Raw genomic sequence first — 17228 nt, forward strand, 5'->3', positions numbered from 1 at the left:
AGCGGATTCTGGAGTCAGGCGGTGCCCGAGCAGCGGAAGGACCTCCAGGTGTGGCTGCATCGATCCAGGCGTTTCCCGTGGCCAGAACCCGACGCAGTTGTCGTCTATCCCAACGAGACCACGAGTCGTACTGGATGCCGCGGACTGTTCCTGGTCGCGCCCATCGCGCTCGGTACGTTCGTGCTGCTGGTGATCTGGGTGGAAGCGCTCGTGACCGCCGGGTCCCGTGGCTCCGGGGGGGCGTGGTGGTACGCGACCGGAACACTGGCAGCGATGTTGGTCGCCTCCGGTGCACTCATCCCGGCCCTGTACCGCAGGCGCCTGCACCATGACGGAGCGATCGCACTGGATTCCGCAGGGCTGTGGCAGATCCAGAACGAACGAGCCGAGCTGCTGCCCTGGACCTGGATCCGAGCCGTGGCGGGGCGCCGCTCCGCGGGGAGCCAGGCGCTGCGCCGGCGGCTGCGGCACCGGGCCGCCGGAACCTTCGCCGATGTCACCCGGGACCGTGCGGCCCGCGAATCCCGCCAACTGTGGCACACGCCCGACACACTCGAGGTCTATCTGACCGAGGAAGGCCGGGCAGCCCTCGCTGAACGCACCACGGGCCTGCGTCCCGCCCACCATGACGAGCAACCGGCGCGACCTGACCTTCCACAGGAACGCATTCGGTACCCGTTCCTGGTGTGGGACCACTGCCAAGCGGCCGTGGACTACGTCGTCACCCACCATCCGGAACTGGTCGTGGACACCTCCCAGGACTGACCGGACGCGCCCGTCGGGATCCGATCCTCCCCTGGTCCCGGTTGATCTGGCGAAACCGCCGACGTTTCGCACGGCGATGAGATAACGTCCTGGCGGTGGGGCGCCATGCACTGGGTCACAGTGTCACTGGGCGCTGGTCGCGGTCGTGACCAGGGTGTGCGATGTCGGCTGGGGAGACCGGCATCCGGACAACCACCACAATCGGCCCGTGTGCTCCGGCCGGTGCTGAACGCCCGGGACACCGCACGTGTGCGGGCACTGTCCCGGCGTAGCGGCCAGTGGGGACGCCATACCGGTACGGGGAGGCGCACAGCCGAGTGAACCCGGAGTCCGCCCACCTCGGGAGGAGCGAAATGGGGCAGCCGGGAGAGTCGAACCGCAGCATCAGGACGCAGCTCACCAGGATCGTGCTGATTCCCAGTGTGACGTTCCTGCTGCTGTTCGCTGTCCTCAGCGCGGTCGCACTGGGCCAGGCGGTGTCGCTGAAGGTCGCGGCCTACGACGGACGCGAGGCCGTGGAGCTTCGGGAGGCCACCGTGGCCTTGCAGAAGGAGCGGCGTATGGCCGCGGAGTTCCTCGGCCAGCCCGACGAGGAGTCCCGTACCACCTACGCCGAGCACGTCGAGGCAACCGATGACCGGGTGGCGCGGGCGCAGGAGGGGGTGGAGACCCTGCGCTCGCGCGGCAACGCCACCGTGGAGAACCGAGCCGAGATTCTGCTGTCGGAGTTGGCGACCCGCGACGAGTTGCGCTCGCGCGTCCTCGACCGGAGTCTGGACCGCTCCACGGCCATCGATGAGTACACAACGGTCATCGATGCGGGACATCATCTCTTCGACAGTGCCGGACGCACCCTCGACGATGGCCCCAGCGTGGCCCAGGGAACGCTCAGTTCCGCGCTGACCAGCGGACACGAGGCCCTGTCCAGAGCCGATGCCGTGCTCTCGGGTGCGTTGCGTGCGGGTGAGCTCACCGCGGCGGAGCGTGCCGACTTCGCCGGCCTCATGGCGCAGCTACAGGGGGACGTCACCACCAACGCCGCCTACATGGGCGAGGACATCCATCGGTCCTACACTGGGATCATCGACAGCGACGCCTGGTCGCAGCTACAGGAGCTCGCTGCCGAGATCAGCGAGCACGAGCGTGTGGTGCAGCTGGATGCCTTCGGTGAGGTCGACGAGGACAGCGGCGACCAGGACGCCGCGGCGGCCCCGGTCACGGCCGGCGAGTGGCGCCCCGCGGCCGACCGCGTCTCTGGCGGTTTGGCCGGACTGGCCGAAGAACAGTGGCACGAGGTGATTGATGCCGCAGACTCGGCCGGCAACCAGTTGCTGACCCTCGCCGTCGGCGGGGGGATCCTGGCCTTCTTTGCCGGCACCCTCGCCTTCGGTATCGCCTCACGCTCCTCCCACCGCATTATCCGTCGGCTGCTGCGCCTGCGTCAGGACAGCCTCGCACTGGCCAAACAGGACCTCCCGCGCATCGTGGACCGACTGGAGCGCGGCGAGTCCGTGGACCTGTCCGACGAGATGAAGCACCTCGACTACGGTTCCGACGAGATTGGCCAGGTCGCGTCCGCCTTCAACATCGCCCAACGCACCGCCGTAGCCGCGGCCGTGCGCCAGTCCGACATTCGCGCAGGCGCGAGCCGGGTCTTCTTGGGGATCGCGCACCGGAACCAGTCCCTGGTGCAGCGACAGCTCGAACTGCTGGACCGCATCGAAGGGCAGGAAGAAGACCCGGATCTGCTCGAGGAACTGTTCCGGCTGGATCACCTGGCTACGCGTGGACGGCGGCACGCGGAGAACCTCATCATCCTGGGAGGCGGGCAGCCGGGGCGTCGTTGGCGTTCCCCCGTGCCGCTGGTGGACGTCCTACGGGGCGCCGTATCCGAGACCGAAGAGTACGCCCGGGTTCGGCTACGGCCCATCCCGGACCTGTCCCTGCGCGGTGCGGTCGTGGCCGACGTGATTCACCTGGTCGCGGAGCTCATCGAGAACGCGACCTCGTTCTCGCCACCGCACACCCACGTCCAGGTTCATGCGGAATCGGTGCCCAAGGGCGTGGCCGTGGAGATCGAGGACCGTGGACTGGGAATGACCGAGGAGGACCTGGCCGCGGTCAACCGCACGCTGGAGGAGCCTCCGGAATTCGACGTGATGGCTCTCACCGAGGATTCACGCCTCGGCCTGTTCGTCGTGGCCCGCCTCGCGCACCGCCACGGCGTGACCGTCCAACTCCGCCCCTCACCGTACGGAGGAACCCGCGCGATCGTGCTGATCCCCGCAGGGGCCACCGCACCCAGCGACCATTCGCGACAGCCCGCAGAGCCGGCCACACCCCCCAACCCAGACCACCGACCCGACGGGCGGGAGCGTGCCGCGTCCGCCGACCCGGACGTCCTGGGACAACCGGGACGACACGCCCAGTCCAGCGCGACAACCTCCCCGGATGTTGTCGGTTCCCGTGCCACAGTGCGATCCACCGGGCGGAACCCGGCCCCGAGCGGGGGTACGGCACAGGAGGCGACACCGAATGGAGGAGGACGCGAAGGCGCCCCCCAGCTGCCGCGTCGTCGGCCGCGGCAGGGCGCGGACGACGATCCGCGCGGAGCATCCAATCCAGAGTCCGTGGCCACCGCTGCCCCCCAGCAGGTCGCCACGGAGCACGATCCTGGCCGACCACAGCTGCCACGCCGAACACCGCAGGCAAACCTGGCACCGCAGCTGCGTGCGGAGCACCACAACGACGACATCGGTCCGAGCCGTCGGCCCCCCGAGGAGGTGCGCCAGTCGATGAGTGCACTCCAGGTGGGGACCCGGCGCGCCCGATCGGCTGACGAGCCACTTCAGACCAGGACGGGGGGAGTCGTTGGTGACCGTGGCTCGGGCCCTGACGAGGAGAGCGAATGATGGTGGAGATGACTACCGCTACGGGTGATCTGAACTGGCTGCTCGACGACCTGGTGGATCGGGTGGTCGGCGCCGAGCACGCGATTGTCCTCTCGGCGGACGGCCTGCTGCTGGGGCGCTCCCGAGCCCTGTCCGCGGACGACGCCGAGCACCTTTCTGCCGTCGCCTCGGCTTTCCAGAGCCTGGCACGCGGCACCGGTCGACACTTCGGGGGTGGCGCGGTACGACAGACTGTCGTGGAGATGGAGCAGGCCTATCTGTTCGTGACGGCCGCCGGCAAGGGGGCGTGCCTGGCCGTGCTCACCACTGAGGACGCCGACGTGGGGCTGATTGCCTACGAAATGAATATGCGGGTCAAGCGGGTCGGCCAGTTCCTCAGCAGCGCGCCCCGGACCGAGTCCCCGCGGCCGACCGCAGGTACCGCAGGGTCATGACGGCCGAGAACGCACGCAACCTCGGGCGCCGCGCCCGCAGTCCCGGACCCCTGGTGCGCCCCTACGCCATGACCGGTGGGCGTACCCGGCCTGCGGTTTCGGACATCGACCTGATCACGGTCGTGGTCCCGGCGGCGCAACCCGCGGACACACACGGGCTGGAACCAGAGCACCTGTCCATTCTCAGCTTGCTCAGGGCCCCCCTCACCGTGGCGGAGATCTCGGCCCACCTCGATCTTCCGCTGACCGTGACCCGCGTGCTCGTTGGTGACCTCGTGGCACGTGGACTGCTCCTGAGCCGTGCACCGGTCCCCGCTCCAGATTTGGCCAATCTTCCCGAACTCGACGTGTTGCAGGCGGTACTGGATGGTATCCGTAGGCTCTGATCCCGTAGGGACAGACACCGAGACCGTAGCGATCCCCATGGCGATCAAGATTCTGATCGCCGGGGGATTCGGCGCGGGTAAGACCACCCTGGTCGGTTCCGTGAGTGAGATCACTCCCCTCAGTACCGAGGAAGTGATGACGGAGGCGAGTCTGGGGGTCGACGAGCTGGATGGGGTGGAAGGCAAGTCCACGACCACGGTCGCACTCGACTTCGGGCGGATCACCATCAACGAACGGGTCCTGTTGTACCTGTTCGGGACCCCCGGGCAGGGCCGGTTCTGGTTCATGTGGGACGAGCTGGCCCACGGTGCGCTCGGCGCCGTGGTGCTGGCCGACACGCGACGGCTCCAGACCTGCTTTCCCGCCGTTGACTATTTCGAGCGCAGGGAGATTCCGTTCGTCGTGGCGGTCAACTGTTTCGACGGGACCTGCGCCTATACGGTCGACGAGGTTCGGGACGCCCTCAATCTCTGCCCGGAGGTTCCCATGGTGCTGGCTGACGTACGCGAGCGGGAGTCGAGTAAACAAGCCCTGCTGGCGCTCGTCGAACACGTAATGTCACGGCGCGGCACCCCCGTAGGTGGTTAATCCGGCCCAACCGAGCCGACATCGATGTCCGAGTGCGGGTACGTTAACCTCACTCGATGTAATCCCATGATCGTCCTTACCGACTGATTGTTAGCATTCTGCTGTGACTTCTGACACCACACCCTCCCCCGATAAGCTCCCTCCGCGTGAGCTCCCCAGACGACGATCGGGACGGCACCGTGATCCGCTGTCCTTCGATGACGCACTCGGCACCCCCACCCTGGTGCTCGTAGCTCCCCAGGAAGAGGACAACTGCGGTGCGGAACTCGCGGAGCTGGTGCGTACCTACCGTCCCGAGGTTCCCGTCCGGCTGGGTTATGCCTCGCGCGGTGTCGAGGGCCTCAGCGCACTGTTCCGTGAGCTGGACGCGGTGCGGGAACAACCCTTCCGCGCCGTGGCGGTGCCACTGGTGGCCGCTCCTGACCAGCAGTTGCACGAGACCATCGCCGCCGCGGTCACCGAGTCCGGCGTTGCCGTGAGCGTCACCGAGGGGCTCGGGCCGCATCCGATGCTGGCCGAGTTGCTCCACCTGCGGCTCGCGGAGAGCGGTTTCGTTCGTGCGGACCGAATGCGACTGATCAGTGTGGTCGCGGCGGGTTCCGGCATGACGGATGGAGTCGTGGTCGGGGCCACGGGCGGCGCGGACGCAGACGCAGCCGCGGGGGTGAGCGCGGTGCTGCTCGCGGCACGTCTGGGCGTGACCGTTCTGCCGGCGGTTCTGGACGCGGGTAGCAGCGTCGACGATGCCTTTGCGCAGCTGCGCGACGCCGGGGCGCAACATCCGGTTCTTGCGCCCTGCCTGTTGGGAACGCGAGACGAGCTGGAACTGGCGGACCAGGCCGTGCAGCGGGCCGGGGCGCAGCGCTGCGCCCCGTTGGGTGCCAGCACCATCCTTGCCAAGATCGTCGCGTTGCGTTACGCCGAGGTTCTCAACGCGGTCGGACTGGACAACCAGCCAACGGAGCAGGATCTTCCGGCTCCCGCGGGCTCGCGGCACCGCACCGAGTAGCCGCTAACCGCCTGTGGTCGTCCCCGTCTGGACCTTAGGTACGCGGGGTCCGCACGGGCAGCGTGCTGGTGCTGCCCGTGCGGATCGGCATGATTCCGGTCCAGTCCCGACCCAGCCGCTGGTGCCGCGCGCCCGGCGGGTCGTGGTCGCGCCGTGCGTCGGCTGCGCGTGGGCTCCACGCATCGTTTCGCTGCGATAGTGAAGTCACCGAAACAGCCCCCGTAGTCATGCCACCTCCGGTAGCTTTTCGTGATCAGGGGATATCAGGTGGTGATCAACGGGGTCACGTGGATGGCCACCCGACGGCCCTGCGCCTGTCCACCGGCGGAGGCGACACATGCGCGACGAACGCGAGACGGACGCTCACCACGCGAAACCGCGGTCGATACGGGCCCAGCTGACCCGCATTCTGTTGATTCCAAGCCTGAGCTTTCTCGTGCTCTGGCTGGTGATGAGTGTTGCCACGACCGTGGATGCGGTTCGGCTGATGCAGTCCACGCTCAATGGTCGCGACGGCGCCGCGAGTTTCGCTGAGATCGGTGCCGAGCTGCGGGAGGAGCGTCGTGCCACCCAGGTGTTCCTCGGCCAGCCAACCGAGCGGAACCGCGAGGAGCTGGACGATCTCCGTGCACAGACCGATGACACCGTCGCCCGGGTCCGGGACCAGGCATGGAGTTTGACGCAACGTGGGGACCCGGACACGCGTCGCGGTGCGACTGCGTTCTTCGAAGAGCTCTCCGAGCTGGATGAGCTACGCACAGATGTTGACCAGGAGGAACTCAGCCGGCCGGAGGCCCTGGAGCACTACACCTTGCTGCTGGAGTCCGTGCATCACATGTTCGATGCGACCAGCAGTGCCCTGACCGAGCACGAGAGTCTCGCGGCGGGGGTTCTCGCTGTGGAGCTACTTCGGGCACGGGACCAGTTCGCCCAGGCTGATGCCCTGTTGGCGGGAGCATTGGCGGCCGGAGAGCTGACCTACGCCGAGACAGCCCACTTCACCTATCTCACGGCTGCCTACCGGGAGCGGCTGCGAATGTCCGAGGAGAAGATGCCGCCCCAGGTCCACGGCAGCTACGAGCGCATGGTGGACTCCACGGCGTGGCAGGACGTGGAGGAGCTCAGCGGCCGCGTGGTCATGCGCGACCCCGGGGGCAGACCTCGCGACGCTGACGCACAAATCCCGGACTGGGGTGCGGACGTCGACGTAACCAGCGAGGAGTGGCGGGAGGTCAACGAGGCTCTCGCATCGGACTTTCACGAGGTTGCCGTGGGTCAGGCGGAGATCGCGATCGACTCTGCCTGGTCCGCCGCACTACGCACGCTGGTGGTGAACATTGGCGGTAGTGTCCTGGCGCTGCTGGCCGGTGTCGTTGCCATCCTCGTGGCCGTGCGGTCCTCGCGACGATTGACCAAACGCCTGGGTGACCTGCGTGACCGGGTGCTGCAACAGGTCGAGGAACGTCTTCCCGGGCTGGTATCCCGGGCCCAGCGCGGTCAACGTGTGGACGTCGCCACCGAGCTTCCCCCGTTGCGCACCAGCTCTGACGAGCTGGGGGAGCTGGCCGATGCCTTCTCGTCCGCACAGCGCACCGCGATCGGTGCCGCGGTCAAGCAGGCGGAGCTTTCCGAGGGCGCCAGGCGCGTATTCCGGAGCATCGCCTACCGCAACCAGGCGTTGCTGCAACGACAACTAGCCCTGCTGGGGGAGGCCCGTGCCGAGGAGGACGATTCCGAGGCGCGAGCCCGGCTGTTCCAGCTGGATCACCTGGCAACCCGGGGTCGTCGCTACGCTGACAACCTGATCATTCTCAGCGGTTCCGGTGGTGCTCGCCGAGCACGGCAGCCGCGGCCCCTTCCCGATGTGGTGCGTGCAGCCATCGCGGAGACCGAGGATCTGGACCGCGTACGACTGTGTGCGGCGCCCGATCTGCGAATCCGTGGCCCGGCCGTGGCCGACCTCGTCCACCTGCTGGCGGAACTGATTGAGAACGCCGCACAGTTCTCCCCATCCACGGCGACGGTGGACGTGACCGCGGGCACCGTTGTCAGTGGACTCACGGTCGAGGTTGAGGACCGGGGGTTGGGGATGAGCGGCGAGGAGTACGCGACCCTGAACCACACTCTGGCGACGCCACCCGAGTTTGATGTCATGGCCCTGTCCGAGGAGCCCCGCCTGGGACTCTTCGTCGTGGCCCGCCTCGCGGATAAGCACGGGATTCGGGTACGCCTGAGTGCCTCCCCCTACGGGGGGACGCGAGCGGTTGTTCTGGTACCCGCGCGGCTGCTCACGGGTACGGAGGACCCGGAGGGCGGCGCCGCGTGCCCGTCTGCTCGCAGCGCACCCGAGGCCGACGCTCCCGAGAGACCGCGGAGTGGTCAGGAAACCACCGCGAGCGGGTGACGGTGGTAGCGGCCGGGGCGGTGCAAGTCCAGGGAAACGGCATCCGGACCCCACGTCGTGCAGTCCGGGCCCCGGGACTACCCGGACACTCCGGGGCTCGGCCACAGTGCCACCGGGTCGGCGGGGGAGTGCTACGTTCCCCGCGTGGGCATGGAACACATCGGTGTGATCGGGGCGGGCATTATCGGACTCGCCCTGGCCAGAGCCGTCGCACACGCATATCCCGGGGCCACGGTGACCGTGCTGGACAAGGAGTCCCACGTCGCTGCACATCAGACGGGCCACAACAGTGGAGTTGTACACGCTGGACTGTACTATCCGCCGAATTCGCTGAAGGCAGACCTGTGCCGACGGGGTGTGGGGCTGCTGCGGGAGTACTGCGCCGAACACGGGATTTCCTACGCGGAACTGGGAAAAGTGCTGGTGGCCCGGGACCGGGACGAGGCGGGCCGCCTGCCCGAGATCGAACGTCGGGCCACAGCCAACGGTGTCCCGGGAGTCCGGCGTCTGGGCCCGGACGGATTGATCGACCTGGAACCCCACGTTCGCGGTGTCGCCGGGCTGCATTCCCCGAGTACGGCGGTGACGGATTTCGGGGCGGTGGCCCGTCAGCTGGCGTGCGACGTCACAGCGATTGGCGGCGATATCCGCCTGTCGAGCCCGGTGTTGGATCTGCGTCAGGACGACGACGGCGTGGACGTGCTCACCGGTGTGCCCGACGGGCCACGCCGATGCTGGCGGTTCGACTGGTTGCTCGCGTGTGCCGGCTTGCACAGCGATCACATTGCGGAAATGGCCGGGATCGGCGACGATCCCCGCATCGTTCCGTTCCGTGGGCAGTACCACGAGTTGGCTCCGCACCGCAGGCACCTGGTGCGCGGCCTCGTCTATCCAGTGCCCGACCCCCGCTACCCGTTCCTGGGAGTGCATCTCACCCGACACGTCTACGGGGAGGTCATGGCGGGGCCCAACGCCGTGCTTGCCACGGCCCGCGAGGGTTATCGGCTGCGCGACGTGGTTCCCAGCGAACTGCGGGAGACCCTGACCTGGCCGGGGTTTCGCCGATTGGCGCAGGAGCACTGGCGCACCGGAGCCCAGGAGCTGATCCTGGCGGCGTCCCGCAGTATGTTCGCACGGCAAGCCCGGCGGCTGGTCCCAGCGATCCGGACCCACGACCTGCGACCGGCGCCGGCCGGGGTTCGCGCCCAGGCATTGGCCGCCAACGGGCGCCTGGTTGATGATTTCGCCGTCGACACCCGTGGCCGGGTACTGGTGGTACGAAACGCCCCCTCCCCGGCTGCTACCTCGGCGCTGGCGATCGCCGAGCACCTGCTGCGGCGAAGCCCGTTGTCGTGAGGGGCCGCGGAATGTGGACATCGTCGGAGTCCGGTCCGCCGAGCTGCTCCGGAGCCGATACGCTGATCAGACGCGGCGCATCGTGACGCCTTCCCTCGCGGGGCCACGGGCGCCGTGCCGAACGAGACGACGACACACGAACAGGCGAAGCGACGTGACCGACATCATCGACGAACTCGAGTGGCGTGGGCTCCTTGCGCAGACAACGGACTCGGAGGAGCTTCGTAAGACTCTCGCCGATGGGCCGGTCACCGTCTATTGCGGCTTCGACCCGACCGCCGGGTCCCTGCACGTGGGGCACCTCACCCAGATTCTGACGCTGGCGCGGTTCCAACGTGCGGGACACCGCCCCCTCGCCCTGGTGGGTGGGGGCACCGGCCTGATCGGGGACCCGAAGGCCACTGCGGAGCGGTCCCTCAACGATCCACAGACGGTCGCGGGCTGGGTGACGGTACTCGCACGACAGCTGGCCGTCTTCCTGCGCTTCCCGGAGGGCAACCGTCCGGCGGACCCTACCGACGCGATTCTGGTGGACAACGGGGAGTGGCTGGCCGAGATCAGCGCGATCGAGCTGTTGCGGGACATCGGTAAGCACTTCAGCGTGAACCAGATGCTCGCACGAGAGACAGTCCGGAGCCGGCTCGAGAGCTCGGGTATGAGCTACACGGAGTTCAGCTACGTCCTGCTCCAGTCCTACGACTTTCTCCAGCTGTACCGCAGGTACGGCTGTGTACTCCAGACCGGTGGCAGCGACCAGTGGGGAAACATCACCGCCGGTATCGACCTGATTCGGCGAGTGGATGGTAACGAGCCACACGGAGCCGCGCATGGCGTCACCACCAACCTGCTGACGAAGGCCGACGGCACCAAGTTCGGGAAGACCGAGAGCGGAACCGTCTGGCTCGATCCCGAGCTGACCAGCCCGTATGCCTTCTACCAGTTCTGGTTCAATACCGATGACCAGGACATCTCCCGGTACCTGCGTGTGTTCAGTTTCCGTTCTCGCAGCGAGATCGAGGAACTGGAGCAGGAAGTGGTGCAGCGCCCCGCACAGCGGGCCGCACAGCGTGCCCTGGCAGAGGAACTCACCACGCTCGTGCACGGCAGCCAGGAGTGCGAGCGTGTGATCGCCGCCAGCCGCGCCCTCTTCGGTCAGGGGAAGCTGACCGAACTCGATGCTCGCACTCTCGGATCGGCGCTCGCGGAAGTACCAACCACGACCGTCACTGTGGCGGAGAACCGAGACGCCGGCACCGACACGAGTACCGACACCGACGCCACGGCCAGTGGTCTGCCCTCGGTCGTGGAGCTCCTGGAAGCGACCGGACTCGTCAGTAGTCGCTCGGCGGCTCGCCGTACCGTTCAGGAGGGCGGCGCCTACGTGAACAACGCGAAGGTGACCGACATCGGCGCCGTACCCCGACCTGCGGACCTTCTGCACGGGCAGTACCTGGTCCTGCGCCGGGGCAAGCGAAACGTCGCCGGCGTGATCGTCACCTGATCCCGGGCGGCCACACCGGGCCGCGTCCCGCCGCACGACACCGCGGGAATAGACCGTGGCGGCACGTATGTTTCGAGCACCCGAGACCGGGGCATAGACTGTCCCGAGTCAGGCGGTCGCCGCTGGTGGATGCCCAGCATTCGGCAGTGGATACCGCCCCGGTACTCGGAGCCCGGACAGCAGGGTTTGACTTCCCGCGGTGAGTCGCATAGAGTGGCCTACCGCGCTGCGGGGCGGGGAGAGCCAGCGACGCTCTCCGAACCGAACCGCATCCCCGAGATCGGACGACATGGCGAGCCAGGAGCTTGCTTGAGTCCGAATCGCGGGAATCCACCAACGTTCGGCACAGTTCCGGTGTCCGCCGGATCTGTGGAACAAGGTCGGCATTCATACGGATGTTCTGCATCGGCCATTCATGGTCGTGGTGCGGGAGATTCGAGGATGGTGGCCAAACCACTCGGATATTTGTGGTTAAATGGTGGACAGCGGGATCCGGCTTTCGGGTCGGATCGGGAAAGTGATAAAAAAACTTTGAGAAGTGGTGCCGCTGCTGCTGAAGAGGGCCCTGGGTGGGTTCTTGTGGGTGGTGGGTGGTTGTTTCTTGAGAACTCAACAGCGCGTGTTTGTTTGTTCTTGTGCCTTGTTTTTGGGCCCTGAGCGCATGCTGGATGGTGGCTGTGGCTGCTGTTGGTGTGTGTGAGGGTTTCTTTGGGTTTGGACTGGCTCTGCATTGGTTGTGGGGTTGGTCTGGATTGTTTTCATGGTTGGGATTGTTTCTGATCATGGTTGTGTGACCTTGGTTGGAGAGTTTGATCCTGGCTCAGGACGAACGCTGGCGGCGTGCTTAACACATGCAAGTCGGACGCTGAAGCCTGCTTCGGTGGGTGGATGAGTGGCGAACGGGTGAGTAACACGTGAGTAACCTGCCCTTGACTCTGGGATAGGCCTGGGAAACTGGGTTTAATACCGGATGTGACATGGTCCCGCATGGGATGGTGTGGAAAGCCTTTGGGTGGTTGAGGAGGGGCTCGCGGCCTATCAGCTTGTTGGTGGGGTGATGGCCTACCAAGGCGGTGACGGGTAGCCGGCCTGAGAGGGCGACCGGCCACACTGGGACTGAGACACGGCCCAGACTCCTACGGGAGGCAGCAGTGGGGAATATTGCGCAATGGGCGAAAGCCTGACGCAGCGACGCCGCGTGGGGGATGACGGCCTTCGGGTTGTAAACCTCTTTTCCTCGTGACGTAGGCTCTGCTTGTTGGTGGGGTTGACGGTAGTGGGGGAATAAGGACCGGCTAACTACGTGCCAGCAGCCGCGGTAATACGTAGGGTCCGAGCGTTGTCCGGATTTATTGGGCGTAAAGAGCTCGTAGGCGGCGTGTCGCGTCTGCTGTGAAAGCCCGGTGCTTAACGTCGGGTGGGCAGTGGATACGGGCATGCTTGAGGAAGGTAGGGGAGACTGGAATTCCTGGTGTAGCGGTGAAATGCGCAGATATCAGGAGGAACACCGGTGGCGAAGGCGGGTCTCTGGGCCTTTCCTGACGCTGAGGAGCGAAAGCGTGGGTAGCGAACAGGATTAGATACCCTGGTAGTCCACGCCGTAAACGTTGGGCGCTAGGTGTGGGGGCTTTCCACGGTTCCCGTGCCGTAGCTAACGCATTAAGCGCCCCGCCTGGGGAGTACGGCCGCAAGGCTAAAACTCAAAGGAATTGACGGGGGCCCGCACAAGCGGCGGAGCATGTTGCTTAATTCGACGCAACGCGAAGAACCTTACCAAGGCTTGACATTGCCCGTGGACCTGCAGAGATGTGGGGTCATTTGGTTGGTGGGTGACAGGTGGTGCATGGCTGTCGTCAGCTCGTGTCGTGAGATGTTGGGTTAAGTCCCGCAACGAGCGCAACCCTTGTTCCATGTTGCCAGCGGTTCGGCCGGGGACTCATGGGAGACTGCCGGGGTCAACTCGGAGGAAGGTGGGGATGACGTCAAGTCATCATGCCCCTTATGTCTTGGGCTGCAAACATGCTACAATGGCCGGTACAGCGGGGTGCGATACTGTGAGGTGGAGCGAATCCCGAAAAGCCGGTCTCAGTTCGGATTAGGGTCTGCAACTCGACCCTATGAAGGTGGAGTCGCTAGTAATCGCGGATCAGCAATGCCGCGGTGAATACGTTCCCGGGCCTTGTACACACCGCCCGTCACGTCATGAAAGTCGGCAACACCCGAAACGTGTGGCCTAACCCTTCGGGGAGGGAGCGCGTGAAGGTGGGGCTGGCGATTGGGACGAAGTCGTAACAAGGTAGCCGTACCGGAAGGTGCGGCTGGATCACCTCCTTTCTAAGGAGCTTGGTTTCACTGACTGTGTGCCGCTGTCCGTTCGGTGGATGGTGGGGTTGGTGGCAAGTTCGTGAGTGGACGCTCTGACCTGGCCTGGTTTGGTTGGGTTGGGGTGTGGTGTGGGTATGAGGGCGAGCACGCGCGCTGTTGGGTGTCTGAGGAAGCAACCGGTTGGTGTGCTTCTTGGTCCTGCCTGTGTGAAGACCGCCGTGGTGGGTGGTTGTGGCTGGGTGGGGTTGGGTTTTGATTTGTGGATAGTGTGCGCGAGCATCTTGTTTCTGTGGTGGTCAAGTGAGTGTGGCATACGGTGGATGCCTTGGCACCAGGCGCCGATGAAGGACGTGGGAGGCCGCGATAGTCCACGGGGAGTTGTCAACCGAGCGGTGATCCGTGGGTGTCCGAATGGGGAAACCTAACCTCCGTCATGGGGGGTTGCTGCCGTCTGAATGTATAGGGCGGTTGGTGGTGACGCGGGGAAGTGAAACATCTCAGTACCCGTAGGAAAAGAAAACAATAGTGATTCCCTGAGTAGTGGTGAGCGAACGGGGATGAGGGCTAAACCATGCGCGTGTGAGACTCGGCAGGGGTTGCGTGTGTGGGGTTGTGGGATGTGCCTGTCCAGTTCTGCCGGGCTGGAGTGTGGGCTGCTGTTGCTAGTCGAAGCTGGTGGGATCCAGCGCCGGAGAGGGTGAGAGTCCCGTAGGTGAAGGTGGCGGTAGTTGCATTGGGCATGGTCCCGAGTAGCGCGGAGCTCGTGAAATTCCGTGTGAATCTGGCAGGACCACCTGTCAAGCCTGAATACGTCCTGGTGACCGATAGTGGACGAGTACCGTGAGGGAAAGGTGAAAAGCGCCCCGGTGAGGGGTTGTGAAATAGTTCCTGAAACCGTGTGCTGTCAAGCCGTCAGAGCCTTCGGGTGATGGCGTGCCTTTTGAAGAATGAGCCTGCGAGTTGTGCTGCGTGGCGAGGTTAACCCGGGTGGGGGAGCCGGAGCGAAAGCGAGTCCTAATGGGGCGGTGGAGTCGCGTGGTGCAGACCCGAAACGGAGTGATCTACCCATGTCCAGGGTGAAGCGGCTGTAAGAGGTCGTGGAGGCCCGCACCCACCAGGGTTAAAAACCTGGGGGATGAGGTGTGGGTAGGGGTGAAAGGCCAATCAAACTCTGTGATAGCTGGTTCTCCCCGAAATGCATTTAGGTGCAGCGTCGTGTGGTTCTTGGTGGAGGTAGAGCTACTGGTTGGTCGATGGGCCCGCGAGGGTTACTGAGATCAGCTAAACTCCGAATGCCATCAAGTGGAGCGCGGCAGTGAGACGGCGGGGGAGAAGCTTCGTCGTCGAGAGGGAAACAGCCCAGATCATCAGCTAAGGCCCCTAAGCGTGCGCTAAGTGGGAAAGGTTGTGGAGTTGCGGTGACAACCAGGAGGTTGGCTTAGAAGCAGCCATCCTTGAAAGAGTGCGTAATAGCTCACTGGTCAAGTGGTTCTGCGCCGATAATGTAGCGGGGCTGAAGCGTACCGCCGAAGCTGTGGAGCCCCCTCTGTGGGGGTTGGTAGGGGAGCGTCGTGCGCGCGGGGAAGCGGCCGGGTGACCGTGTCGTGGAGCGTGTGCGAGTGAGAATGCAGGCATGAGTAGCGATTCCAGTGTGAGAAACACTGGCGCCGATTGACTAAGGGTTCCTGGGGCAGGTTAATCCGCCCAGGGTGAGTCGGGGCCTAAGGCGAGGCCGTCAGGCGTAGTCGATGGATAACGGGTTGATATTCCCGTACCCGTCCGGTCGCGTCCAATACCGGGGCCCGTGATGCTAACCACCTCGCCACGCTGTTGTGGTTTCGACCATGATGGTGGTGGTGGGCTGGGATCCGAGCGGGTAGTAGGTAAGTGATGGGGTGACGCAGGAGGGTAGCCCATCCCAGGCGGTGGTTGTCCTGGGGTAAGCGTGTAGCCCGGAGCATAGGCAAATCCGTGCTTCGTGTGGGTGAGGCGTGATGCCGAGGCGTGGAGCCGAAGTGGGTGATCCCATGCTGTCGAGAAAAGCCTCTAGCGAGTGGCTGGGCGGCCCGTACCCGAAACCGACGCAGGTGGTCAGGTCGAGTAGACCGAGGCGTTCGGGTGAACCATGGTTAAGGAACTCGGCAAATTGTCCCCGTAACTTTGGGAGAAGGGGAGCCCGGTTTGGTGATCATCCGGAGCGGTGTGAGCTGAGCTGGGCCGCAGAGACCAGGGGGAAGCGACTGTTTATTAAAAACACAGGTCCGTGCGAAGTCGTAAGACGCGGTATACGGACTGACGCCTGCCCGGTGCCGGAACGTTACGAGGACCGGTTAGCCCGTTTTCGGGTGAAGCTGGGAATCTAAGCGCCGGTAAACGGCGGTGGTAACTATAACCATCCTAAGGTAGCGAAATTCCTTGTCGGGTAAGTTCCGACCTGCACGAATGGCGTAACGACTTCCCCGCTGTCTCAACCATGGGCCCGGTGAAATTGCACTACGAGTAAAGATGCTCGTTTCGCGCAGCAGGACGGAAAGACCCCGGGACCTTCACTACAGCTTGATATTGGTGTCTGGGTGGGTTTGTGTAGGATAGGTGGGAGCCTGTGAAGCCACGACGCCAGTCGGGGTGGAGGCACTGGTGAAATACCACTCTGGTCCTCTTGGGCATCTAACCCACACCCGTGGATCCGGGTGGGGGACAGTGTCTGGTGGGTAGTTTAACTGGGGCGGTTGCCTCCCAAAGAGTAACGGAGGCGCCCAATGGTTCCCTCAGCCTGGTCGGCAACCAGGTGGCGAGTGTAAGTGTACAAGGGAGCTTGACTGCGAGACTGACGGGTCGAGCAGGTGCGAAAGCAGGGACTAGTGATCCGGCACCACCGTGTGGAAGGGGTGTCGCTCAACGGCTAAAAGGTACCCCGGGGATAACAGGCTAATCTTCCCCAAGAGTCCGTATCGACGGGATGGTTTGGCACCTCGATGTCGGCTCGTCGCATCCTGGGGCTGGAGTTGGTCCCAAGGGTTGGGCTGTTCGCCCATTAAAGCGGCACGCGAGCTGGGTTTAGAACGTCGTGAGACAGTTCGGTCCCTATCCGCTGCGCGCGTTGCAGACTTGCGAAGGGCTGTCCCTAGTACGAGAGGACCGGGACGGACCAACCTCTGGTGTGCCAGTTGTCCTGCCAAGGGCATGGCTGGTTGGCTATGTTGGGGATGGATAACCGCTGAAAGCATCTAAGTGGGAAGCCAGCTTCTAGATGAGGTCTGCCACCACCATCGAGTGGGTAAGGCCCCCCGCAGACCACGGGGTTGATAGGCCAGATGTGGAAGCCCGGTGACGGGTGCAGCTGACTGGTACTAATCGGCCGAGGGCTTGCCCACCACAGATACTGGATGCTCGCGCACACATGCACACATCACCACAACTTTCCGGTGGTGACAGCGGCAGGGACACACCCGGACCCATTCCGAACCCGGTCGTTACGTCTGCCAGCGCCGATGGTACTGCCCCCATGGTGCGGGGTGGGAGAGTAGGACACCGCCGGAAACCAACA

Annotated in this window: 9 protein-coding genes and 3 rRNA genes; all 12 read left to right on the forward strand. The window is 64.9% G+C overall.

Annotated elements, in window-relative coordinates; translation table 11 throughout:
• Nucleotides 1-21 precede the first annotated feature (21 nt).
• Complete coding sequence (locus RIF23_RS13875) at nucleotides 22-765, forward strand: hypothetical protein (protein ID WP_310912916.1); 744 nt, start codon at nucleotides 22-24, stop codon at nucleotides 763-765.
• A 353-nt stretch (nucleotides 766-1118) separates the two neighbouring features.
• Nucleotides 1119-3677, forward strand: coding sequence for a sensor histidine kinase (locus RIF23_RS13880; RefSeq protein WP_310912917.1), 2559 nt, complete (start codon nucleotides 1119-1121; stop codon nucleotides 3675-3677).
• Nucleotides 3677-4111: a roadblock/LC7 domain-containing protein gene (locus RIF23_RS13885; RefSeq protein ID WP_407659471.1), complete on the forward strand. Its 435-nt coding sequence runs from the start codon at nucleotides 3677-3679 to the stop codon at nucleotides 4109-4111. The genes RIF23_RS13880 and RIF23_RS13885 overlap by 1 nt, the downstream gene beginning before the upstream one ends.
• Nucleotides 4108-4497, forward strand: coding sequence for a DUF742 domain-containing protein (locus RIF23_RS13890; protein WP_310912919.1), 390 nt, complete (start codon nucleotides 4108-4110; stop codon nucleotides 4495-4497). Before RIF23_RS13885 ends, RIF23_RS13890 begins: the two co-directional genes overlap by 4 nt.
• Nucleotides 4478-5086, forward strand: a complete 609-nt coding sequence (locus RIF23_RS13895; protein ID WP_407659462.1) for a GTP-binding protein — start codon at nucleotides 4478-4480, stop codon at nucleotides 5084-5086. Before RIF23_RS13890 ends, RIF23_RS13895 begins: the two co-directional genes overlap by 20 nt.
• Nucleotides 5087-5189: 103 nt before the next feature.
• A complete protein-coding gene (locus tag RIF23_RS13900) occupies nucleotides 5190-6095 on the forward strand; it encodes a sirohydrochlorin chelatase (RefSeq protein ID WP_310912921.1) in 906 nt (301 codons plus the stop codon).
• A gap of 337 nt (nucleotides 6096-6432) precedes the next feature.
• Nucleotides 6433-8499 (forward strand): sensor histidine kinase, encoded by a 2067-nt coding sequence (locus tag RIF23_RS13905; RefSeq protein WP_310912922.1) that lies wholly within the window; start codon nucleotides 6433-6435, stop codon nucleotides 8497-8499.
• Nucleotides 8500-8649: 150 nt separating this feature from the next.
• Nucleotides 8650-9855, forward strand: a complete 1206-nt coding sequence (gene lhgO, locus RIF23_RS13910; protein WP_310912961.1) for an L-2-hydroxyglutarate oxidase — start codon at nucleotides 8650-8652, stop codon at nucleotides 9853-9855.
• Nucleotides 9856-10009: 154 nt separating this feature from the next.
• Entirely contained in the window at nucleotides 10010-11356 is a 1347-nt protein-coding gene (tyrS, locus tag RIF23_RS13915) for a tyrosine--tRNA ligase (protein WP_310912923.1), read from the forward strand.
• Between the two features lie 797 nt (nucleotides 11357-12153).
• Nucleotides 12154-13690: ribosomal RNA gene (locus RIF23_RS13920) — 16S ribosomal RNA — on the forward strand.
• A gap of 284 nt (nucleotides 13691-13974) precedes the next feature.
• Nucleotides 13975-17056: ribosomal RNA gene (locus RIF23_RS13925) — 23S ribosomal RNA — on the forward strand.
• A 46-nt stretch (nucleotides 17057-17102) separates the two neighbouring features.
• Nucleotides 17103-17221 (forward strand): 5S ribosomal RNA (gene rrf, locus RIF23_RS13930).
• The 16S, 23S and 5S rRNA genes sit together here, the layout of an rRNA operon.
• The last annotated feature ends 7 nt before the right edge of the window (nucleotides 17222-17228 follow it).

The organism is Lipingzhangella rawalii (assembly GCF_031628175.1).
GTDB classification, from domain to species: domain Bacteria; phylum Actinomycetota; class Actinomycetes; order Streptosporangiales; family Streptosporangiaceae; genus Lipingzhangella_A; species Lipingzhangella_A rawalii.

Bases quoted from the DNA above. Each gene is read 5' to 3' on its own strand.
- RIF23_RS13880 (WP_310912917.1), top strand. From the start codon at position 1,119: ATGGGGCAGCCGGGAGAGTCGAACCGCAGCATCAGGACGCAGCTCACC.
- RIF23_RS13885 (WP_407659471.1), top strand. From the start codon at position 3,677: ATGGTGGAGATGACTACCGCTACGGGTGATCTGAACTGGCTGCTCGAC.
- RIF23_RS13890 (WP_310912919.1), top strand. From the start codon at position 4,108: ATGACGGCCGAGAACGCACGCAACCTCGGGCGCCGCGCCCGCAGTCCC.
- RIF23_RS13895 (WP_407659462.1), top strand. From the start codon at position 4,478: ATGGTATCCGTAGGCTCTGATCCCGTAGGGACAGACACCGAGACCGTA.
- RIF23_RS13905 (WP_310912922.1), top strand. From the start codon at position 6,433: ATGCGCGACGAACGCGAGACGGACGCTCACCACGCGAAACCGCGGTCG.
- lhgO (WP_310912961.1), top strand. From the start codon at position 8,650: ATGGAACACATCGGTGTGATCGGGGCGGGCATTATCGGACTCGCCCTG.